Source organism: Vibrio rotiferianus, assembly GCF_002214395.1.
Taxonomy (GTDB): Bacteria; Pseudomonadota; Gammaproteobacteria; order Enterobacterales; family Vibrionaceae; genus Vibrio; species Vibrio rotiferianus.
The window spans coordinates 1499791-1521916 of record NZ_CP018311.1 but is presented as its reverse complement, the minus strand read 5'-3'; the positions used below and the strand labels follow the sequence as shown (position 1 = coordinate 1521916).

Annotated in this window: 24 protein-coding genes; 9 read left to right on the top strand and 15 right to left on the bottom strand. The window is 44.8% G+C overall.

Annotation, left to right across the window (positions count from 1 at the left end; genetic code table 11):
- Positions 1 to 166: 166 nt before the first annotated feature.
- A complete protein-coding gene (locus BSZ04_RS07170; protein ID WP_088879993.1) occupies positions 167 to 1165 on the top strand; it encodes an OmpA family protein in 999 nt (332 codons plus the stop codon).
- Between the two features lie 351 nt (positions 1166 to 1516).
- On the opposite strand, the gene cyoE is transcribed toward BSZ04_RS07170, so the two are convergent.
- The 4 genes from cyoE to BSZ04_RS07150 are packed head-to-tail and all read right to left on the bottom strand — an operon-like array spanning position 1517 to position 4753.
- On the bottom strand, positions 1517 to 2428 hold the full coding sequence (gene cyoE / locus BSZ04_RS07165; protein WP_088879992.1) for a heme o synthase: 912 nt from the start codon (positions 2426 to 2428) through the stop codon (positions 1517 to 1519).
- The gene (locus BSZ04_RS07160; RefSeq protein ID WP_088879991.1) at positions 2421 to 3440 is read right to left on the bottom strand and encodes a COX15/CtaA family protein; all 1020 of its coding nucleotides are present in this window, start codon (positions 3438 to 3440) and stop codon (positions 2421 to 2423) included. The genes cyoE and BSZ04_RS07160 overlap by 8 nt, the downstream gene beginning before the upstream one ends.
- 12 nt (positions 3441 to 3452) lie before the next feature.
- On the bottom strand, positions 3453 to 3989 hold the full coding sequence (locus tag BSZ04_RS07155; protein ID WP_088879990.1) for a cytochrome oxidase biogenesis cluster protein: 537 nt from the start codon (positions 3987 to 3989) through the stop codon (positions 3453 to 3455).
- A complete protein-coding gene (locus BSZ04_RS07150) occupies positions 3986 to 4753 on the bottom strand; it encodes an SURF1 family protein (protein WP_088879989.1) in 768 nt (255 codons plus the stop codon). The genes BSZ04_RS07155 and BSZ04_RS07150 overlap by 4 nt, the downstream gene beginning before the upstream one ends.
- Between BSZ04_RS07150 and BSZ04_RS07145 the strand changes: the two genes are divergently transcribed.
- Positions 4752 to 4988: a DUF2909 family protein gene (locus BSZ04_RS07145; protein ID WP_005425979.1), complete on the top strand. Its 237-nt coding sequence runs from the start codon at positions 4752 to 4754 to the stop codon at positions 4986 to 4988. The genes BSZ04_RS07150 and BSZ04_RS07145 overlap by 2 nt on opposite strands.
- 2 nt (positions 4989 to 4990) lie before the next feature.
- Here the strand turns inward: BSZ04_RS07145 and BSZ04_RS07140 are convergent, their stop codons facing one another.
- Genes BSZ04_RS07140 through coxB form a run of 4 tightly spaced genes read right to left on the bottom strand, consistent with a single transcriptional unit; the run spans position 4991 to position 9298 of the window.
- Positions 4991 to 5875 carry a cytochrome c oxidase subunit 3 gene (locus BSZ04_RS07140; RefSeq protein WP_010452572.1) on the bottom strand — a complete coding sequence of 295 codons (885 nt, stop codon included), beginning with the start codon at positions 5873 to 5875 and terminating at the stop codon, positions 4991 to 4993.
- An 11-nt stretch (positions 5876 to 5886) separates the two neighbouring features.
- On the bottom strand, positions 5887 to 6477 hold the full coding sequence (locus tag BSZ04_RS07135) for a cytochrome c oxidase assembly protein (protein WP_088879987.1): 591 nt from the start codon (positions 6475 to 6477) through the stop codon (positions 5887 to 5889).
- 20 nt (positions 6478 to 6497) lie between these two features.
- A complete protein-coding gene (ctaD, locus tag BSZ04_RS07130) occupies positions 6498 to 8138 on the bottom strand; it encodes a cytochrome c oxidase subunit I (RefSeq protein ID WP_088879986.1) in 1641 nt (546 codons plus the stop codon).
- Positions 8135 to 9298 carry a cytochrome c oxidase subunit II gene (gene coxB, locus BSZ04_RS07125; protein WP_088879985.1) on the bottom strand — a complete coding sequence of 388 codons (1164 nt, stop codon included), beginning with the start codon at positions 9296 to 9298 and terminating at the stop codon, positions 8135 to 8137. Before coxB ends, ctaD begins: the two co-directional genes overlap by 4 nt.
- 330 nt (positions 9299 to 9628) lie before the next feature.
- Between coxB and BSZ04_RS07120 the strand changes: the two genes are divergently transcribed.
- Positions 9629 to 11323 (top strand): phospho-sugar mutase, encoded by a 1695-nt coding sequence (locus tag BSZ04_RS07120; RefSeq protein ID WP_088879984.1) that lies wholly within the window; start codon positions 9629 to 9631, stop codon positions 11321 to 11323.
- Between the two features lie 86 nt (positions 11324 to 11409).
- Here the strand turns inward: BSZ04_RS07120 and BSZ04_RS07115 are convergent, their stop codons facing one another.
- Positions 11410 to 11829, bottom strand: coding sequence for a GNAT family N-acetyltransferase (locus BSZ04_RS07115; protein ID WP_005426015.1), 420 nt, complete (start codon positions 11827 to 11829; stop codon positions 11410 to 11412).
- 88 nt (positions 11830 to 11917) lie between these two features.
- Entirely contained in the window at positions 11918 to 12550 is a 633-nt protein-coding gene (locus tag BSZ04_RS07110) for a LysE family translocator (RefSeq protein WP_010452582.1), read from the bottom strand.
- Positions 12551 to 12794: 244 nt separating this feature from the next.
- On the opposite strand from BSZ04_RS07110, the gene BSZ04_RS07105 reads away from it, so the two are divergent.
- The 3 genes from BSZ04_RS07105 to BSZ04_RS07095 all read left to right on the top strand — a co-directional run bounded on the left by BSZ04_RS07105 (position 12795) and on the right by BSZ04_RS07095 (position 14745).
- The gene (locus tag BSZ04_RS07105; protein ID WP_038882926.1) at positions 12795 to 13622 is read left to right on the top strand and encodes an AraC family transcriptional regulator; all 828 of its coding nucleotides are present in this window, start codon (positions 12795 to 12797) and stop codon (positions 13620 to 13622) included.
- Positions 13623 to 13693: 71 nt separating this feature from the next.
- A complete protein-coding gene (locus BSZ04_RS07100; RefSeq protein WP_088879983.1) occupies positions 13694 to 14437 on the top strand; it encodes an AzlC family ABC transporter permease in 744 nt (247 codons plus the stop codon).
- Positions 14434 to 14745: an AzlD domain-containing protein gene (locus BSZ04_RS07095; RefSeq protein WP_088879982.1), complete on the top strand. Its 312-nt coding sequence runs from the start codon at positions 14434 to 14436 to the stop codon at positions 14743 to 14745. The genes BSZ04_RS07100 and BSZ04_RS07095 overlap by 4 nt, the downstream gene beginning before the upstream one ends.
- An 8-nt stretch (positions 14746 to 14753) precedes the next feature.
- Here BSZ04_RS07095 and BSZ04_RS07090 read toward each other — a convergent pair whose 3' ends face one another.
- Positions 14754 to 15368: a fumarylacetoacetate hydrolase family protein gene (locus BSZ04_RS07090; protein ID WP_088879981.1), complete on the bottom strand. Its 615-nt coding sequence runs from the start codon at positions 15366 to 15368 to the stop codon at positions 14754 to 14756.
- Between the two features lie 206 nt (positions 15369 to 15574).
- On the bottom strand, positions 15575 to 16651 hold the full coding sequence (locus tag BSZ04_RS07085) for a porin (protein WP_088879980.1): 1077 nt from the start codon (positions 16649 to 16651) through the stop codon (positions 15575 to 15577).
- Positions 16652 to 17215: 564 nt separating this feature from the next.
- Here BSZ04_RS07085 and BSZ04_RS07080 point away from each other — a divergent pair.
- The 3 genes from BSZ04_RS07080 to BSZ04_RS07070 all read left to right on the top strand — a co-directional run bounded on the left by BSZ04_RS07080 (position 17216) and on the right by BSZ04_RS07070 (position 20068).
- Entirely contained in the window at positions 17216 to 18148 is a 933-nt protein-coding gene (locus BSZ04_RS07080; protein WP_088879979.1) for a porin, read from the top strand.
- 404 nt (positions 18149 to 18552) lie between these two features.
- Entirely contained in the window at positions 18553 to 19392 is an 840-nt protein-coding gene (locus BSZ04_RS07075; RefSeq protein ID WP_050568910.1) for a DMT family transporter, read from the top strand.
- Between the two features lie 61 nt (positions 19393 to 19453).
- Entirely contained in the window at positions 19454 to 20068 is a 615-nt protein-coding gene (locus BSZ04_RS07070; protein ID WP_045394546.1) for a glutaredoxin domain-containing protein, read from the top strand.
- Between the two features lie 71 nt (positions 20069 to 20139).
- Here the strand turns inward: BSZ04_RS07070 and BSZ04_RS25360 are convergent, their stop codons facing one another.
- The 3 genes from BSZ04_RS25360 to BSZ04_RS07055 all read right to left on the bottom strand — a co-directional run bounded on the left by BSZ04_RS25360 (position 20140) and on the right by BSZ04_RS07055 (position 22066).
- Complete coding sequence (locus BSZ04_RS25360; RefSeq protein WP_010452602.1) at positions 20140 to 20274, bottom strand: hypothetical protein; 135 nt, start codon at positions 20272 to 20274, stop codon at positions 20140 to 20142.
- Positions 20275 to 20408: 134 nt separating this feature from the next.
- Complete coding sequence (locus BSZ04_RS07060) at positions 20409 to 20756, bottom strand: hypothetical protein (protein ID WP_010452604.1); 348 nt, start codon at positions 20754 to 20756, stop codon at positions 20409 to 20411.
- A gap of 116 nt (positions 20757 to 20872) precedes the next feature.
- Positions 20873 to 22066, bottom strand: a complete 1194-nt coding sequence (locus tag BSZ04_RS07055; protein ID WP_088879977.1) for a multidrug effflux MFS transporter — start codon at positions 22064 to 22066, stop codon at positions 20873 to 20875.
- Positions 22067 to 22126: the final 60 nt, after the last annotated feature.

The window sequence follows — 22126 nt, the reverse complement described above, 5'->3', positions numbered from 1 at the left end:
TGTAAGAAATATCAAAAGTTTGTGGGAGCTTGTAGGACAAAATATGTATCAAGGTATAAGATTTTGTAGCTTGATGTTAAATAGCACGGCTATTAAACTAAGTTCTTATAATCACTAATTCGTAAACAAAGTAGAAGTTAATATGCAATCAATACAAGGAAACATTATGAAAAAAGTAGCAATTGCAGTAGCAGCAGTGGTCGCTGGCAGTAGTGCTTTCGTTAACGTTGCAAATGCTGAGATGTACATCGGGGGCAAACTAGGCATGAGCTCGCTAGACGATGCGTGCTATTTAAGTAGCCCTTGTGATGATGATGGTTTTGCCGCTGGCATGCACATTGGTTACAACTTCACCGATTATATAGCAGCAGAGTATGGTGTCGATTATTTAGGCAACTACAAAGCTAACTTTAAAACCGGTCCATATAGTGCTAATACCATTGACGGTGATCTATGGGCATTAACGCTTGCACCTAAATTCAATCTACCTCTTAACGATACATGGAACCTGTTCGCTAAGATCGGTGGTGCTTACATGATTTCTGGTGATGAGAAAGATCTTGTTCCAACCGGTTCACTTGGTGCAGAGTATGCGATCGATGATAACCTTAGCTTGCGTGCCGAGTACCAACGTTATCAGGGTATGTCTGACGATGTGATTGACGATATGGACGCAAACTTCTTCGGTATTGGTTTGAACTATGCGTTTGGTGCAGCGCCAGTAGCGGCGGCAGTAGTGACAGAAGAAGTGGTAGAAGAAGTCGTTGAGCCAGAACCAGTGATGATGACGAAGACGCACAAAGAAGAGTACGGTACAGGTACGTTTGAATTCGACAGTGCGAAACTAACTGATTCGGTATCTGAGCGTCTAGACAACTTCGTTAACTTCTTGAATGAATACCCACAAGCTCAAGTTGAAATCACTGGTTACACAGATAGCTCTGGTCCAGAAGCTTACAACCAAAAACTGTCTGAGCGTCGTGCTCAATCTGTTGCGGATTACCTAATCGCTGCAGGTATTGACGCAGACCGCTTTACAGTTAAAGGTATGGGTGAAGAAAACCCTGTTGCTGACAACAGCACACATGAAGGTCGTGAGAAGAACCGTCGTGTTGAAGTACTCGTTCCTGAGTTCCAATACGAAGAACTTGTACAACCAGAATAAGAGTTTGTGCTCTAATTCCTAGTCTAAGGGGTGCTTCAGCATCCCTTTTTGTTTGCCTCCTATTTGTATTTACCACTCGAACTTCCCGAACTAGCACATGGTTTAACACAATATAGTTGTTCGCTCTCACACACTCTTGCTTCAAGCTCTTCTTCGTAAACAGCAATGCATAACCTGATGCTCCCATAGCCAATCAGAGAACACTTCAAAGGTTACCAATAGCTAGCGAATAAGCTTAGGTAAGCAGTTTCAAAACGGTGTGGATTCCATAACGTATGGCAATCAATGTGGGATACAAATAAAAACCGCGCCTATTAAGCACGGTTTAATAGCGTTGACAAAGCGCATTTATTACGCAAAGAACAAACTAATGTAGTGATCAGCTAACAAGGCAACAAACAGAGCGAGTAAGTGATAAATGGAGAATTTAAAGGTTTCCATTGCGCTGTTTTGCTCTGGGGAAAACTTCAGCTTCCAAGCGTGATACATAAAACCTGCATTGAGAAGCAGCGAAGAGAAAAGATAAACCGAACCAACCATACCCACCAACACAGGAAGAATACAAACAAGCGTGAGTAGAATCGTGTACAGAAGAATCGAAGTTTTGGTGTATTCAATGCCATGAGTCACGGGGAGCATTGGAATATCCACTTTGCGATAATCTTCAACTCGATGAATCGCGAGCGCCCAGAAATGTGGTGGTGTCCAAATAAAAATAATCATCACCAACAACCAAGCGTGAGCGTGTAACTCTCCAGTTACCGCCGTCCAACCAAGCAATGGCGGCATTGCGCCTGCAATTCCGGCAATCACGATGTTTTGTGGCGTCGCTCGCTTTAGGTACATGGTATAAACCACCGCATAGCCTAGCAAACTTAAGAAAGTCATCCATGCTGTTAGTGGATTAACCAAGGCATAAAGCAACACAAAACCAATAACCCCCAATGCAGTAGCAAAAATCGCGACAGACATAGGATTGGTATCGCCCGAAGGTAATGGTCGTTTGTGCGTTCGAGCCATGCGCGCATCAATACGGCGATCGATGAGATGATTAAACGCTGCCGCCGACCCCGCCATCAAACCAATGCCAATGAGACCTATCGCAGCTTGTAGCCATGGGAAGTCAACAACCGGAGCCAAGCTCATACCAACGACAGCTGTGATAAGCATTAGGGCGACCACTTTGGGCTTTGTCAGTTTTAAATAGGTTGAACCAATCTTTTTCTTACCACTTTCTAGAGGTAATGCGATTTCTTTACTCATAGCGAACTCCTTTCGCTTGATGACTCCAACGAGCCCTTCCTTGCCATAAATAGAACTGACTAACGCAGATAAGTGTAAGCATGATGGCTGCACCGAGATTGTGCGCCACCGCTACATAGATAGGCAGTTGGAACACAACATTGCTAACACCCAGTAAAATCTGGCAAGTCAAAGCACAGCCAATCCAGATACCGAGACGTTGAGAATGATGTGAATCTTGTTTTAGTAGTAGAATGCAATATGCCAACACAACGAACGCAGTAACAATCGCACCAATGCGGTGACTGACATGGATCGTCATTCGAGCTGGATAATCTAATACACCAAATTCATAGTTATCAACCCCTGCCTGCCAGAACGAAAACGCCTCTTTCCATGATAAATAGCTTGTCCAGTTCCCTTCACATATTGGTAAAGCAGTGCACATTAGAGCGGCATAGTTTGATGAGGTCCAACCGCCAAGCAAAACCTGCATCAGCACCACTCCAAAAGCCAGCAAGGAGAAGGTTCTTACATTTTTAGAGGAGGGCGAAAAGTACACGCTGTGTCGAGTTTGTAATTGACAATAGAATACCGCTTGAAGTGCAAGCAGCGTAAAGCCACCCAGTAGATGCAGCATCACAATCACCGGCATCAACTTTAACGTCACAGTCCACATTCCTAATGCCGCTTGCCCAAGGACAAGAATGCAAAGCAAGACCGGAATCGTCGGATCGACTCGCTCTGCTCTCACCGCCATGATTGCCATCATCAGAATGACTATGCCTAAAGTTCCAGCGAAGTAACGATGAATCATCTCTAACCATGCTTTCCCTTGCTCCACTGCGCGCTCCGGAAACAACGCATTTGCCTTCGTGACTTCGGCTTCGGTTTGAGGAACGAATAACTGACCGTAGCAACCCGGCCAATCTGGACACCCCAAACCTGCATCAGCCAGTCGCGTATATGCGCCTAACATGATGACCACAAGAGTAAGACACAGGCTGAACCTAACCAAACCACTTAACGTCATATTGCCCCCTCCCTAGCCTACGCGTGACAACTTCAATAGTTTTCGTAAGTCCGCCAATACGTCCTTACTTAACCGCACCAAATCCTCGTTTGCTTCTGGCGTATAGGACATTACAAGCTGCCCGAGCGGATCGACGATCAACACCTGACCTGCTTTCACTCTCGATGAAAGCGCGTCATTCATTTGCATCACCACAATGCTCTGGTCAACGTCATTCGCCTCTTCCGAGGTCCATATAACAGGCACAACACGCTCCTGATATTTACCTAATGCAATATGGCTTTGCTGCATCAAATGTATTTGTTGCTGACATTGCTCTTTACACTCCGATGGCAACACATAGGCTAACTGCCAACCTTTTTCCTCTAACGGCGATGGCTGACCTAATTGTTCGAGCGTGATATATGGATCAACCAATTCACCTCGATTGGTTACTCCCGTTTCGTACCAACCTTGACTCAATACAACCTTGGCAATAATCGCGGGGAGCGCAAATAGACAAATCAGAGACACCAATACAATTCGTCCTTTCGTGACTGCATTTGTCATTTTTCACCTCCTTGTGAGCGTGGTTGTCGAATCCAACGAATAAAAATCAGGATTGTGATAAGCAAAAATACACCAGCCATAGCAAACCACTGAAAAGCATAGCCAAAGTGCTTTGCACTGGTTAAAGGTAACGGGTTCCAAGGAAATGAATACGGCCATCGCGTTAGATTGTCGGGTTGGAGGACCGTTGGCATTAACTCAATGTTAAGTAGTTGACTAAGTTGATTGATGTTGAGGTTTTGCACTCTGATCGTATCGCCGATTTCAGCCATCAGATCTGAACTTAACGGATTAGTTGATTTACGATACAAACGCCCGGTGATGTCATATGGTGAAGTCAGATGTTCAACCTTCGGTAACACGGCTCTGGAGCGTTCTCCCTTCACAAACCCAAGTTCAAGCAACGTCAGAGTCGCAGGATCATGAGACATCGACACGATTTGAAACGCAAGGTAACCCACTTCGCTCTGATACGTCTGGTTATCTAATAAAACTATTGGGAGTGGTTCAGGTGTCACATTCGCTTTTACTTTAATCCCTATAACACTCTCTTCTCGCCAATCGTTCATTTCCAATACTTCAGACATGTCCTTATATGAGGTATTTGCCCTTGCTAAAATCGCTTGCTCCAAAAACTGCTTTTCATTGCCACGTTCCAATTGCCAATAGCCCAGTTTGACCAATAGAGAAAACACAGCCACAGTTAAAAAGACAGCAACCAAAACCCATTTCGATAATATCGACGACGAAACCGGAGGTGCCATGTCCACCGTATTTCTGTTCAAATTAACGCTTGTCCTTTTGCTGCTTTTCATCATCTTTAACCTCGCAAAAGCGCTTATCGAAATGGTTCGCGAAGACCCTGAAGATTCATCGAAAAAAGGTAAACCAATGAGCCATTACCTCGGTCGTCGTGTCATGTTTTCTGCGTTAGTCGTGATACTCCTTCTGATTGCTCTAGGGGCTGGATGGATTGCCCCTAACCCTCGCCCTTACTAGCTTTACAGCACATAAACGAAAACAAACAAGCATAGCCAAACCACATCAACGAAGTGCCAATACCAACTGCCCGCTTGGAATGCAAAATGGTCTTTCGGCGAGAAATGGTCTTTGGCGATGCGGAACAGCAATACAATGAGAAAAATGGTGCCGAGACAAACGTGCAATCCATGAAAGCCCGTCAGCATAAAGAAGGTGTTTCCGTAAATACCGGATTGCAGCGTTAGTCCAATGTCTTGATAAGCGTGCGCATACTCAACGGCTTGGTAATAAAGGAAGAAGCCCGCCAAGACGATAGTGATTTCCAACCAAACAATCAGTGCGGTTCGTTTGTCTTGTTCTAAGCTGATGTGCGCCATATGTAAGGTAATCGAAGACAATAACAGCAATATAGTGTTGGTTAATGGAATCCCTTGCCATGGCATAGCTTGCGTTGTTTCCCCACCTGGCGTCGTGGTGAGTGGCCATATCGCCTCAAAACTTGGCCACAACACTTCATGGGTCATGAAGTTGTTGTCGGCACCGCCTAACCAAGGTACCGAAATCATTCTTGCGTAAAACAGAGCACCAAAGAACGCGCCAAAGAACATCACTTCTGAAAAGATGAACCAACTCATTCCTTGCCTAAATGAACGCGTGATTTGCGCACTGTATTTTCCGGTAAGGGACTCCGTGATAACGTTACTGAACCACCCTGCTAGCATGTAAAGCAGAAACAGCATACCAACCGCGAGAATAATGCCGCCAAGTGTGCCAACCGCTCCATCACTTTGGGTACCTTGAACCGTCATCCCAGCACCGACCGCAACAAGGAATAACGCAAATGCCCCAACAATAGGCCAGCTGCTCTGTGCAGGAACATAATAGGTCTCAGGCTTGTTACTCATAAGTTCTCTCCTTACAGACGCTCACCCGCCTGTTGCTCACTCCTTGAGAGGCTAACTACCGACGACTCGCCCGATTGAGGAGGAAATTTGTAGAGTGTGTAAGACAAGGTCAATGTATGAATTGAATCCGGCACATCCGGTTCAATGTAGAAAATCAAAGGCATACTCGCTTGTTGCTTACCTTCCAATGGTTGTTGATTGAAGCAAAAACACTCGATTTTATTGAAGTAAGCCGCACCAGTACCCGGCGATACGGATGGGACAGCTTGCCCTACCAAGTCTTCACCACTTTGATTAAATGCAAGATATTCAGTTTGAATCACTTCGCCCGGATGAACATCCATGGATACAACCTTGGGTTTGAATTCCCAAGGCATATCTGGGCTTACGTGTGCCATAAATTCCACGCGAATGGTTCTGGTGATATCTGCTTGCATACCCGTGGGTTGAATCGCTGCCACATCACTGGTTTTGCCGTTAATGCCAAGCGCATCGCACATGATGTCGTAGAGTGGCACAAGAGCAAAACCGAAGCCGAACATCAGCGCAGTCGCTAACAGCAACTTGATAGTGAGTTTCTTATTGGATGAAGTACTTTGCATCTCACTCACCTTACGCTTTCTTAATCAACTTTTGGCGGTGTTGTGAACGTATGATGAGGAGCAGGACTTGGCACCGTCCACTCTAAACCTTCTGCACGTTCCCATGGTTTGGCTGTTGCTTTTTCACCACCATGAATACATTTGATCACCAACCACAGGAAGATAAGTTGAGACAAGCCAAAGGCAAACCCGCCTATCGATACAATTTGGTTAATGTCCGCAAACTGGATGGCGTAATCAGGAATACGTCTTGGCATCCCCGCTAAACCCAAGAAGTGCATTGGGAAGAACAATACGTTGACCGAGATGATGGAACACCAGAAATGCCACAGACTGAGCTTTTGGTCGTACATATTGCCCGTCCACTTCGGTAGCCAGTAATACGCCGCTGCCATAATCGAGAACACCGCACCTGATACCAAGACATAATGGAAGTGAGCGACAACAAAGTACGTGTCGTGGTATTGGAAGTCTGCTGGCACAATGGCCAACATCAAGCCGGAGAAACCACCTATCGTGAATAAGACAATAAAGGCGATCGCAAATAACATCGGCGTCTCAAACGTCATGGCTCCGCGCCACATGGTCGCCACCCAGTTAAACACTTTCACCCCAGTTGGCACCGCAATCAACATGGTGCAGTACATAAAGAAGAGTTCCGCGAATACCGGCATCCCCGTGGTAAACATATGGTGTGCCCAGACTAGGAATGAAAGCAACGCAATACTACAAGTCGCGTAAACCATCGAATGGTAACCAAACAGTTTTTTACCACTGAAAGCCGGAATGATTGCCGAAATAATCCCAAACGACGGCAAGATCATGATGTATACCTCTGGGTGACCGAAGAACCAGAAGATGTGTTGGAACATCACCGGGTCACCGCCACCAGCAGCATCAAAGAAGCTAGTGCCAAAGTACTTGTCGGTTAAAACCATGGTCACCGCACCCGCTAATACCGGCATCACCGCAATCAGTAAGAACGCAGTAATCAGCCAAGTCCAGACAAACATAGGCAGCTTGAACCAAGTCATGCCCGGTGCGCGCATATTTACAATCGTCACGATGACGTTGATGGCCCCCATGATGGAACTGATACCCATGATGTGTACTGAGAATACAAACAATGCCGTGCTGTCAGGGCCATAAGTTGTAGAGAGTGGCGCGTAGAAGGTCCAGCCGAAATCAGGACCACCACCCGGTAAGAACAAAGAGCCGATCAAAATGAGGAAAGCAAAAGGTAAGATCCAAAAACTCAAGTTGTTCATTCGTGGTAACGCCATATCCGGCGCGCCAATCATCATTGGAATCATCCAGTTGGCTAAGCCAGTAAACGCAGGCATGACGGCACCAAATACCATTACAAGCCCATGCACGGTTGTCATCTGGTTAAAGAACTGAGGATCAACCAATTGCAAACCCGGTTGGAATAGCTCAGCGCGAATGATCATCGCCATTGCTCCGCCAGTAAGGAACATGGCAAAGCTAAACCACAAGTAAAGCGTACCGATATCTTTATGGCTGGTGGAGTAGAGCCAACGCGTTAGTCCTTTCGGCGCGTGATGATGGTCGTGATCGTCTTCAATCGCAATGGTGGTATTTGCGGTCGTTTGCGCTTCTGCTGGAGCAGACTTCACCGCTTTTTCAATTGGCTTACTCATATTTCCTCCTTAGCACTGTCTTGTGCCTTAAAGGCGTTAACATCGGATGCTTGAACGGTATCGCCAGTGTCATTTCCCCAAGCATTTCGTTGATAGGTAATAACAGCAGCAATTTCCTGGTCGCTAAGTTGGTTAGCAAAAGCTTGCATCGCTGTCCCTGCACGACCGTTTACTAGTACATCGATGTGAGCCATAACCGGGCCTTTAGCTATTTCGCTGCCTTTAATCGCCGGGAATGCGCCCGGAATGCCTTCACCATTTGCTTGATGGCACACGGCACAACGCGCGGTGTAAATCGACTCGCCTTGCCCCATCAAATCTTCCATCGACAGATCTTGAGTCAACGCTTCTTGTGCGGCCGCTTTTTGTAAAGCAAGCTCTTGCTTCTTGTCTAACATCCACTGGTCAAAGTCGTCTTCTGCCATTGCATGAACAACTACTGGCATAAACCCATGTGCTCGACCACAAAGCTCGGCACACTGACCGCGATAAACGCCCGGCTCATCAATCTTGGTCCACGCTTCATTGATAAAACCTGGGATGGTGTCTTTCTTCACCGCGAAGTCAGGCACCCACCATGAGTGAATCACATCGTCTGAGGTCATTAAGAAGCGAACTTTACGATTGATAGGCAGAACGAGCGGGTTATCCACTTCGAGTAAGTAGTGCGCCCCTTTTGCTTCAATACCATCAATTTCTTTCTGGCTCGTTGCGAGTAAACTGAAGAATTCGACATCCTCACCAAAATAGCTGTAATGCCACTTCCATTGAGAACCAGTAATTTTAACGGTGAGGTCTGATTGGCTAGTGTCTTCCATCGCAACCAGTGTTTTGGTTGCTGGAATCGCCATCGCGACAAGAATAATGACGGGGATGACAGTCCAGATAATCTCCACTTTGGTGCTTTCGTGGAAATTAGCCGCAACTGCCCCTTTTGACTTGCGGTGTCGGAAGATGGAATAGAACATCACACCAAATACAATAAAGGCAATGGCGCAGCATATATAGAAGATCAGCATATGTAATTCATACACTTGCTCACTGATCCCCGTAACACCCCGCGTCATGTTGTAATCATTTTGCTCTGACCAACTTGACGACGAAAATGTGATAAAAATCACATTCGTTAATAAGGCTAGAGTAGTTGCTAATCTTTTCAAAAGATCTCTCCTCTGCTCAGCCGCTGCGCTTACGCGAGCTTCCTTGCTTCCCGATGCAAATATCGAACAAATTTACGAAAAATCACAAAAACTACGATTTCAGCACTCTTTGTTATATTTATGTTAAAAGGCTAGTTATAGTTCAATAGTTCTTCAAGAAATTAACTATGAATAAATTCTGTACAGGTTGAAAAAATAAATTCGGTTTATCGATTGCCCTCTTTGAAATGTAATTGATAACCATTTACATTAGTAAATAGAAAACATTGAGACACTTTCTAGATAAAAGTGTCTAAACAAGTAGGCTCCCCCTGCTAAGGAAAGACGAATATGACAGCACAAATTACCCAATGGCTAGCACGAGACCCTGACCCTAAAACTCGCGAAGAGCTTCAGCAGCTCGTCGATGCTAACAACGAACTGGAACTGACAGATCGATTCGGATCACGCCTAGCTTTTGGTACTGCAGGCCTACGTGGCAAAGTGGGCGCAGGCCCAAATCGCATGAACCGCTTAGTGATTCAAGAAACCGCGACAGGTCTCGGCCACTACCTGATTGAACAAGTGAAAGATGCATCGTCTCGCGGTGTTGTTATCGGCTATGATGGGCGTCCGGATTCTAAACAGTTCGCACACGATACAGCTTCCGTACTGACTGCTTTGGGCATCAAGGTCTACCTGACCTATAAAGTAGCGGCGACGCCGATTGTTGCTTTTGGTGTCCGTGAACTGAATGCAGCAGCTGCTGTTGTCGTTACCGCAAGCCATAACCCGCCTGAGTACAATGGCTTTAAAGTCTACTGGGAAAATGGCGCACAGATTATTCCACCGCACGATTCTGGTATTGCTGCAAAAATTGATGATGCAACAACTAAACCGCTTCCTCTGATGTCTCTAGATGATGCAAAGCAAAAAGGATTGTTGGTTTGGCTTGAAGACGAGTACTACCAAACGTACCGCAAAGCAATGAATGACAACGCACTGCTTACGCCAGATAACAACACAGATATCTCGATCGTTTACACGGCAATGCATGGTGTCGGAGCGGAAATGGCAGAAACGTTACTTGCAGATGCTGGCTTTGAGAAAGTGGCAAGTGTTTCGGAACAGCGTGAACCAGACGGCACATTTCCTACCGTAAACTTCCCGAACCCGGAAGAAGCAGGCGCGATGGACATGGTGATGGCGCTAGGTAAATCTGTCGATGCCGATATTGCCTGCGCAAACGACCCTGACGCAGACCGCTTTGCGGTGGCAGTAAAACGCCCAGATGGCGAATACCAAATGCTGACGGGTGACCAAGTGGGTTCATTGTTTGGTGATTACTTACTGCAAGGTCAACCAAACGCGCTCGTTGGTAATACAATTGTGTCTTCTCGCCTATTGAGCAGCATTGCTAAATCACACGGAGCAGAATACTACCAAACGCTAACGGGCTTTAAATGGCTAACCAACGTAGCAATGACGCAAGAGACAGAGGCTAATCCATTCCTATTCGCTTACGAAGAAGCGCTTGGCTACACCGTAGGAAACAAGGTATGGGATAAAGATGGCTTGTCAGCACTGGTCGCTTTCTCTCAATTGACAGGTAAGCTAAAAGCACAAGGCAAAACGCTTTGGGATAAGTTAGAAGAGTTATACCGCCAACACGGTTTCTACTTTAACGCACAGCGCAGCATTGCTCTTGATCCTAAATCACCACCAATCGGTGACAAGCTTCGCGCAAATCCACCGAAAGAGATCGCCGGTAAGCGTATTGAAGTCATTGAGGATCTAAAGTCATCACTTCGCTTCGTAACCGATGGTCCAACAGAAGCCATCAACTTACCAGCGAGTGACGTACTTATTTACCACCTAGAAGATAAATCACGTGTGATTGTTCGCCCTTCAGGTACGGAGCCTAAGTTGAAGTGTTACTACGAAGTTATCAGCGACTTCCCTGCAGAAATGGATTACGCACAAGCTAACCAAGCAGCGGAAGCGAAGATGAATGCCCTGATCGAAGCACATCAACAAAGTTTGTAATCCAAGCTTGAAGCATCGACTCTGTGACAATAGTAAATAGCAAAAGAGGCGCATCGAGCGCCTCTTTTTGTTCTATTCAAAACGAATCAAACAATCTGCTTTTGCAAGAAGTGTTTATCGATACCCGCGGCAGGGTAACCCGAATACTGACCGACTTTTTCAAAGCCCAGTTTCAAGTAAAAGTCGAGCGCTTGGAAGCTATAAGTATCGAGATACAAATGCGTCACCCCGTGTGGCTTCACTTGCTCTTCTAGTAAAGCAATCAGTTTGCTTCCTACCCCCGACGTGCGCGCATCTGCATCAACCCAAAGGTATTCAACGAACACAGTGTTATTGAACATTTCACCCGTGAGCCCGCCAACAATCTTGCCCTCGTCATTACGAGCAAAACAACCAACAGCGTCTACATCCCCATCCGGAAGGTGCATGTTGTTATAAGCACGGATGCCATCACGGATAAAGTCGAGATCGTTTTGTTCTGGATTGAGTTTAAATTCAAGTTTCATACAGCCACTCCTTGGAAATCAGTGTGATACTAAAACAAAAAGCCAGCGAGTGCTGGCTTTTGTTTAAAAATCTGATTGTTCCTACACCTTACATCGCGAAGCTACTGAGCATCCATACCGCAAGGATAACGAAAACCAAGCCCATTAACTTGCCTTGGTACATGCGGAATTTTTCATTTTCCAGTAACCCTTTGCCTAATGTACCCGCCAGCGCAACCAACAAGATGTTGAATAGCAATCCCAATACGTTTAAAAGCAAACCAAGCGCAAGCATCTGCTCACCCGAGGATGCGGTAATGTTGCTAGATACAAACTGTGGCAAAAACATCACGAAGAACACTAAGGCTTTAGGGTTCAGCAGGTTACTCATCAATGCACGCTGATAGTAAGTCGACGCCATTTTGTTCTTCTGATCTAGCTCTGGTGCAGCTGAAGCGTCCGCTCGTAAGCAGTCCCATCCCATTTTTAGTAAGTACGCGCCACCAAGTAGATGAAGCACTTTTAACGCGATTGGACTCATCGCAATTAAGGTCGATACGCCCATTGCTGCCAGTAAGGTTAAGATTACGCCTGATGTTGCATTGCCTAAACTTGCGAACAAACCGACTTTCTTACCATAACTCATGCTAGAGCTGGCTATTAGCAGCATGTCTGGCCCAGGCAATAGAAGAAGCGCAATAACAGCGGTGAGATAAACAGGAAGTACAGATAAATCGATCATGGTGGAACTAGCTATTCAAAAACAGGCGGCGGATCTTATACCAATGAATAGATAACAACCAGACCAAATACCTTTACCGCAAGATAAAATCAGAAAATACAAAAGGTTTTATGCTCAATTTAAAAACAATTAACCTTTTTGATGTTTATTTTTAATACCGATAGCAATTTTGTACAAAAATAAGCAGGATGTATCCGGTAGACTTCAAAGCAACAAGCCTGACACTTGAGCAAAACAAAAAGAGATGAAAGAAAAGAATAAGGAAATCGCGACTTTTAAAATTGCTCAAGAGCTGGGTGGCTTGGAGCTGCTCGATGCAAAATACGAAAAGCAAAACTTCTCTCGCCATAGTCATGAAGGCTACACCATTGGCGTAATCGAAAAAGGCGCACAACAGTTCTTTCGCACTGGCGGCAACCATATTGCGCCGCAAGACAGCATCATTCTGGTGAATGCAGACGAAGTACATAACGGGCATTCAGCGTCAGAAGGAGGCTGGGAATACAAGGCCATGTACCCCGTGCCAGAGCAATTTCAAACACTCGGTGAAGAACTCGGCGCACCCAATGTAGCTCAACCATACTTCACCCAACCCGTTGTTTACGATCCAGAACTCGCGAACCAACTTCGGTTGGTATTCGATACTCTAGAGAAGTCCGATAACCGCTTACTAAGAGAGACACTTGTCTACGGTACGTTAGTCAAACTTGCCAGCAAGCACAGTACACATCGAGCCCCGCTTCAAGACGCAACAAAAGCACAAAGGCAAGTGCAGCTGGTCAAAGAGTTTCTTGAAGACTTTCCTCAAGCCGATGTCTCTTTAGAAGAACTTGCCAAATTGGCGGGCTTGAGCCCTTTTCACCTGTTGCGTGAGTTTCAAAAGCAGTTTGGCTTTCCACCGCACGCATTTCAAATTCAACAAAGACTAAGAATGGCGAAAAAGCTACTCAAGCTAGGGCAAAAGATTTCCGATGTTGCTCAAGAATGCGGTTTTCACGACCAAAGCCATTTGCATCGTCACTTTAAAAAAGCCATGGGTGTAACACCCGGGCAGTACATCAAGCATTGTTAGCAATTTTGTACAAGGCAACATGCTGAGGTCAGCATACCTTAACAGCATATTTTTCTATTCAAGTTGAAATTATGGATACTACTTTGCCAACGCATCAAGACTCAAAGACCTCGCTCTTTTTACAAGGCACCATCGCAATGATGCCACTGAGCATCGCTGTATTGCCTTGGGGTTTACTCGCGGGCTCATTTGCCATTGATACTGGCTTACACCCTATGGAAGGTCAGGCACTTTCCGCTATTCTGTTTGCAGGCTCCGCACAGCTTGTGGCCATGGGGATGATTAAAGCAGGCGCGGGCTTGACTACCATGTTGCTGACGACCTTTTTCATTACATCTCGACATTTTCTTTATAGTGTCTCGATGCGCAGTAAAATTTCGCCTTTGCCATTAAAGTGGCGTCTTTCACTTGGCTTCTTACTCACTGATGAGCTATTTGCCATCGTCGGGCACCAATCCGATAAACAATTTGATCGATGGTATGCCCTAGGCGCTGGATTAAGTTTCTACTTATTTTGGAACTTCGCAACGCTAGCAGGCATAGTCGCTGGCAGTTTGATACCTGAACTGAATGAGCTCGGGTTGGAATTTGCCGTTGCTGCAACCTTTATCGCGATTGTAGTGCCAACGATCAAAAGTATGCCCGTGTTGTTTAGTGTGCTGGTGGCGTTAGTCAGCTCAGTGGCGCTGAATTATTTCCAAGTGGAAGGAAGCTTGATGTTCGCGAGTGTTCTCGCCATGTTGACGGGCTATTTTGTGGAACCATTGACGACGAAAGCACCAAACCTTGAGGATACCTCGGAGGAGCGCCAATGATCTTTTTGTCTATCTTAGCCATGACAGCCTTGGTATTCACTAGCCGTTATCTATTTCTAGAACCAAAATTGCCGCTTAAGTTAGGGGTTAGAACTCAGAAAGTCTTGAGCTATGCAAGCCCTGCAGTACTCACTGCTATTTGGGCTCCAATTGTTTTTCTACCAGAAGGTGAACTGAGCATCAGTTGGCAAAACCCATTTCTATTGGCTGCGCTATTAGCCGCTGTGATTGCATACCTCACTAAGAATGTATTGCTCACCACAATTGTGAGTATGGTGGCGTTTTTACTGCTTCGAATTTGGTTGTAGGGAGGTTACTAACCCGCTAACCATTCAATCTCTAACAAGGTGATGTCTCCACACTTCAAACGCCCGAGGAAGACATCGCCTTGATGTACTTCTCCCACGCCTTTTGGTGTGCCTGTCATCACAACATCGCCATCTTCTAGCGTTGTGTAGCTCTTCAGTTCGTCGAGGATTTTCATTGGGGGGTAAAGCATCTGTTTAACGTGCCCTTTTTGAACATGAACACAGTTAATCAAAAGCTCTAAGTTGAGATCATCTATATTGACACCATGGAGGGAACGGAAACGACTGAACACTGCAGCTCCATCAAACGCTTTGGCGCGCTCCCAAGGTAATCCTTTTTCTTTGAGGGTAGATTGTAAACCGCGTTTGGTCAGATCCAGACCGAGTCCAACCGCACTGTATTGACCATCTTTGATCAGAAAGCAGATTTCTGCTTCGTAATGCAAAGGCTCTTGATGGAATGCGATGAGTTTGGTTGAAACAGAAGTCGCAGGTTTATTGAATACCACCATTTGCTCAGGCATGGCATTATCCAGCTCTTTAATGTGCTCAACGTAATTACGCCCAACACAAAGAACTTTGCCGACTTTGACTTTCTTCTCTTCAACCTGAATGACGCTCATTGCTCTTCCCTGCAAAACAAAAAACGCATAATAATCCAACACGTTACGTTGTTGACACTAGTTATCTTTTCGAGATGTTAAAAACAAGACATTCAGCCCGTTTTGAGAGAGTATAAATTTAATCGGATTACCCCAATTCTTACAATGGCGAGTATGAAAAAAGCCAGCACGAGGCTGGCTTTTATAGTAACTAGGACAGGTTACTATTATAGGTAGTAACGAGCACCGATTGCCCATTTGTCGTCTGTTTTGCGGTTATTTTCGTTATTAAGATCAAATTGGTAACCAGCAAAACCTACAAACTTAGAAGTGAAGTTGTACTCTGCTTGTACCGCCATCTCTTCACGAGTTGTTTCTGTCTTGTCACCCTTAGCCGCTTCGCCTTCAACCATCTCGTAGTTCAAGCTTAGGTTTAGGCTGCTTGGCAATGCGTAGGCAATTAGAGCTTCGTACGCTTTGCTCTCTTCAAGGCCTGAGTTCATGTTTTCGTTAGAAGCGTATACACCTGCTACGTATAAGCCTTGACCGTAAGAACCGTAAGCCGCAGAGATTAGGTGAGATTCAGCAGTTTCTTTCTTGCTTGCACCAGAGCTTGTGAAATCACCAGTGTTGTATGTGTAGCCAAGCTGCGCACCGAATACAGTGTATGAAAGAGCTAGTTGGTAGCGATCATCGTAATCAGCACCTGAGTATGTTTTCTCATATACTGGCTCACCATTAGCTTCACCTACAATTTCCCATGCTGACGATGCATCGCTGTTGCTGCCTTGCCAACCTAGACCGAAGTTAATAGCGCCAGCTTCACCCAGTTCAATCGCATTACGGTAAGAAAGCATTTTTTCTGCACGACCAGTACCTAGGTTACCGTGGTTGTCGTAAATAAAGTCGTTCGCAAACGCGATTGGCATATCTGCAACGCCAGCGATATCGTAGTAAGGTGCCCACTGAGTACCAGCTACTGCACGGCCATATGTGTCATGAGTAAGACCTAGGTAGCCAAGACGAGTAGTAAAAGAGTTTTCGCCACCTTCTAGATAGTTTAGAGCCCATTCACCACGAGCATCGGCAGTGAAGCCATTACCAATGTCATGAGTTGCATTGAAGTTGATACGAGGTGAGTTTTGGCCCACATCAGTGTCACCTTGCTCTGAACCATTCACATTAACAGAAACGTGACCACCGATAGAGAAAGTAGTGCCGTCGTTATTGTAGAGCTCCACTGCTACTGCTTGAGTACCGAAAGTTGCTGCTGCGATCGCTGCTGCTAATAATTTCTTGTTCATTATAAAATCCATGTATTTATGTATTAGTTTATAAGTCATTTTTATACAAAAGCGGACTGGCTCATCTCTTCCGCCAATGTTGCGTCACTTTTGCTTAACAACTGCCCATCAATGTATTTCAGAAGTTCCCAAGAGCAGAGTGAAAAGATGTAAGAAAAAAGAAAACAGGCAAACGTTTACCTGTTTTTCATATGTAAACTTGGCTACGAGCATTAAACCATAGAAACATTTTGTTACATTTAATGAGCAATAAATAGGTAAGTGATTGTTTATTGGTAAAACAATGAACAGAACTTGAAATTTAATGTTACATTTTGAGGTAAGAAATATGATTAGGAACTTTTTTAAAAATACCCTGTCAATTAGAAAGAACAGAAACATCAAAAAAGCTAAAACCCCTTATCCCTTTACCTTCATGAATAGAATGTGGTTCATGCATTTGAAATAAAAATGCAACCAAATCATAACTTAACGGAAATCTATCTTTCATTTTCACGATTTACCTTAGCGTCATCAATTCATCGGGCAAGTAAGCCCATCGATTACAACTAGGGTAATAAGAAAATGAAAAAGGCAGCACTCTCTACTGCAGTTTTAACAGCATTGGTATCGGCACCATCATTCGCAGCAACTGTTTACGATAACGAAGGAACAACTTTAAAAGTTGGCGGCCGTGCAGAAGCGCGTTTTAATATTTCTGACAAACATGAAAAAGACGGTAACAGCTCTTTCAAAGACAAATCACGAGCTCGTGTTAACTTAAAGGGCAAGTCTCAAATCTCTGACGACTTATATGGCTTTGGTAAGTACGAAGCGGAGTTTGATGATAGCTCAGATATCACAAACCGTTACTTCTTCGCAGGCTTGGGTACCTCTATCGGTGAGTTTTCTTACGGTAAGCAAGACTCTGCTCAGGTAATGCTTACAGATATTACGGATACAATGGCAACATTTGGTGCTGAAGCGGCAGATATCGTTGCTGGCAACAAAGACAAACGTGAAAACAACTTCCTTTACTCTGGTGAGTTTGACGCACTGACTATTAAGGCAAACTTCATCGCTTCTGATGCGAAAGACAAAGATAGCTTTGGTCTTGCTGGCCTTTACAACTTTGGCGCGTTTGATATCGGTGCAGGTTACGTATCTCAAAGCAATGGTGACAATGATGACGACCAATTTAACCTCGTCGGCCAATACTCAATGGATGCGTTCACTCTAGGTGCCCTCTTTACTATCGGCACAATTGCGGACGATGATTACACAGGTTACGAGTTGTCAGCTATCTACAAACCAATGAAAAACCTATCGCTAGTTGGTGTTTATAACTTCCAAGAAGTGGATCCAAAAGCAGGCTCTAAAGAAGACACCGTAGATGAATTTGCTATCGAAGCCGTTTATAAGTTCAATGGTCACCTACGTACATATGCAGGATACAAGTTCCAGCAAATCGACTCGGGTGATGACGAGTTACAAGCAGGTATTCGCTACGACTTCTAAACGAGTTGGCCAGTTCAATAACAATCAGACGGCTAGCATTTGATGCTAGCCTCTTTTATTTCCTCTGACACTTTAACACTGCTCCATTTTAATGCACCGAATCCCGAAGTTAGTGCATTTCCTCTAGTTCCTCCAGAGCAAGACCGCTCTAGCCCTTTAAAATCAATAAATTCAAAGTTGGCACGCTAGCTGCAACAGTAAAATCGAGCAAATGCATGGCAGCGTTTGTGCTTCTCGTTCTTTGTACCTACTTAGGTAGGCACGTCCTTTGAATTGGTAATGTCGCCTCCCTCCGGGAGGCATTTTTTTATTGGCTCCCCCATCAATAGAACGTATGATCCTGCCCATTGTTTAAAACCGGAAATATCCAATTGAACCATCATCCTGTCCAAGGAGCATCTTGGATGCTTACCGCAGGCTTGGCTTTTGCCATCGTTAATAGCTTTGCTCAAATCGCAAGTATTCACTTTGGTGTGTCATCCACAACATTTGCACTCTTCCAATACGCTATCGCATTTTTTGCCATCTTGCCGTACCTGCGCACATTAGGCATTCGTCAATCTTTACGCACTAACCACTTTGGGTGGCACGCATTACGCATTTTCCTAGCGGTCATTGGCATCCAACTATGGCTATGGGCTCTCGCTTACCCCGTCCCAATTTGGCAAGGTATCGCACTGCTGATGACCTCCCCTTTATTTGCGACGGTTGGCTCAGGTTTAATCCTTAAAGAGAAAGTTGGCGTCGCTCGGTGGATTGCGACACTTACAGGTTTTATCGGTGCCATGATTATTCTCGAACCATGGTCAGACTCATTTACATGGGCAACGCTACTGCCTGTCGGTGCTGCTTTTTTCTGGGCATCCTATTCTTTAATGGTAAAGAAGCTATCTGTGAATGATCCACCGTCAACCATGGTGGTATATCTGCTTTTACTGATCACACCATTTAATATTCTATTAGCGGTTCCTACTTTTGCGATGCCAGAAGGTTGGAGTATCTGGGGCATTTTAGTTGCCGCAGGCGTGCTCACTGCTTTAGCGCAATGGGCTGTAGTCAAAGCTTACGCGGTCGCTGATGCATCATTTGTACAACCATTTGACCATGCAAAACTGCCTCTAAACGTCTTCGCAGGTTGGCTAGTATTTAACTGGGTGCCACCTGGTCGGTTATGGCTTGGCGCTGCCATTATTGTCGGCTCAATTGCTTTCATTACCCATTGGGAAGCAAAAAAAAGAAAGTAAGTTGAAAGAAATATTCAAGTTTTAGGTTCTATATTTTCAGGAAAGAAATGAGGAGCAATGTATGACACAGCCAATCAAAATGACACTATATCGTTGGGGCGGAAGCTGGGGACCATTCAAAGTAAATATCCCATGTGGAGAATGCACATTAACCAAAGATATTCTTGCTGACACATTTGAAAATGAACTCGCAGATGTACCCGTTGAGCTAGAAGTGAAAGATTGGTTGTCTCACTGGTGGGAGCCATTAAAACTTGGAGCATGGCACGCCCCGATACTCGTCGTTGAAGGTAAAGTCGTCAGCCAAGGGGAAGCGCTAAACCGAGGCGTGCTTGTTCAATCTGTTATTGCTGAATGGACTAAACGAGACCAGCTGAAAGGAAACATCGTTTACGGGAAAGCGACTTGCCCTTACTGTGTAAAAGCCAAAAAGCTGCTTGATGAAGCCGGTGTTGAGTACAAATACCATGACGTTGTCAAAGACAGTGCAGCACTTTATAGAATGATCCCTGAAGTGAAAGCGATCATAGGAGAGAAAACACCGGTAACTGTACCGCAGATTTGGTTAGATGGTGAGTACATCGGGGGTGCCGATAACTTGGAAAAGTGGTTAGCAGAGAAAGGGTTAGATAGTGTGCCAGATAACGTGGTTGAGATCCCTAGTCAAAGCGCATAAATATCACTCATCGAAAAAATAATACATACATAAAAGCAAAAAGCCCTGATATCACATCAGGGCTTTTCTTATTAATTCGCTAGTTTTTTCATTAGGCGAGTAAACATCGAAGGTTTTTTCTTCTTTGCTTTACCGTAAAGCGCTTTATGCATTGCGTCTTTAGCTATCATTTGGCCAATGTAAGCGCCACCTAGTTCGTTACCCATGACCTTCTCCTAAGATATAATTGACTGGTTTATGTTGTAATTTTACACCTAAAAACCGCAATTACAAGACTCGGATCACACTTTTCTGTAATTAAATTACAAGAACTTCTAACCTTAGCGATAAATTTTGATTATCAACGTTTAGGCTGTTGGTAAGTTTTACCCGCAGCTTTATATGTATCTTTCTGTTTGATTTCAAAGAAAGTTTCAAAGAACCAAGCAGCAAACTTTATCAAGTGCTCGCCTTCATTCATAACATGCTCTACAAACTCTTTTTCTTCACCAGACTCATCAGCTTGGATCGTGATATGGTAAATACGTTTTTCACCATCGACTTCAGCAAGACCAAATTGACCTGTAAGTGATTCTGCAGCTTGTGCGATCTCTTCTTCATCAGATGCTTTTAGCAGTTCAAGGGCTTGAGGTAGGTTCTCTTTCTCACCGATTTCTTTTAGTAGTGCTTCAAATTCGTTCTGTTGCATGGTTTCACCTAACGATTAACTGGTATCTTGCTCACGCGACCCCTTTATGAGTCAACGCAAAGCTAGCGTAATTTATGGCGCATTTTAGAAAGGAGATTGTAAGCTTGCAAGCAGATTCAACGTGAGCTTTCTGGTTCGACAAAGCGATGATAAGGCTTCCGAATCTGACTCAGTAGCAAAACTAGACAACATAGCAGTGCAATCAACATGTAAAAGAAACCTAATTGCTGTTGACTGGTTACCCAATGTTCTACCAAATAACCTCCCAACAAACCTGCGAGACACATTTGTATCGACCCCGACAATGCAGAAACCGCTCCTGCTTGTTTCTTGTGAGGCGACAGCAATAAACTTATCGAGACAGGGAATGACATGCCTTGTGCAAAGCTCAAACAAGTAAACGCAATCAATAGTGAAGTCACTGTAAACGGCAGTAGTAGAAGCATTGCTCCAGAAAACGCTACTATCACAAAACTCATTAACAGTATTTGCTGCTCTTTATACCGAGCGTTAATAAAGTTGAGTACCAAGCTTCCCATTAATAACCCAGCCGAAGGCACAATCATCAAAGTGCCATAGTCTGCCGCTGTAAGCCCAAGCTCTTGCTGCATTAAAAAAGGATACAAAGACAAGGTCACCAAAGCAGATAGATAGCTCAGCCAGTTGTAACTGGCACTACCAATTACTTGTTTATTGGTCAGTAAGTCAATGTAACTTAGTATCACTCGCTTTGGCTCAAAGCGTCGCTTTGGATAAGGTAGTGTTTCTGGCAGCACCGCAAAACCAAGGGCAAAAATCGCCGCAAGATAAAGGAGAACGAACACAAAAACCGCATGCCAACTGATGTGATAGGCAATCCATCCACCAAATAACGGCGCAACAATCGGCATTACAGAAGCGGTCACAGAGATATAAGAAAGTGCTTTAGTCAACTGTACCCCATCATAACTGTCTCGTAATACCGAGCGCCCAAGCACAGAAGCGCTTCCTGCCCCCAAACCTTGCAATAGTCGCCCTACTTCTAGCGCTGCGATATGGTCTGCAAATGCAATACAGATTACCGTCCCAACCAAATAGACGCTTTGACCGATAATAAACACTGGTCTACGCCCTATTGAGTCCGATAATGGACCATAGAACAATTGAGAGACACCAAACCCAACGAGGAATAGTGTGACGAGGTTTTGTATCTCGTGCTGCTGAAGGTTAAGGTCATGACCAATAAGTGGTAAAGAGGGAAGATAAATGCTGACGCCAACTTGACCGGTCGCGATGATCATCATAGCTAACAATAATGGTGTTTTACGCAATATACCCTCCTAACAACATGACAGTTTCACGACAGACAGTGTATATTTGATACTCAAAGA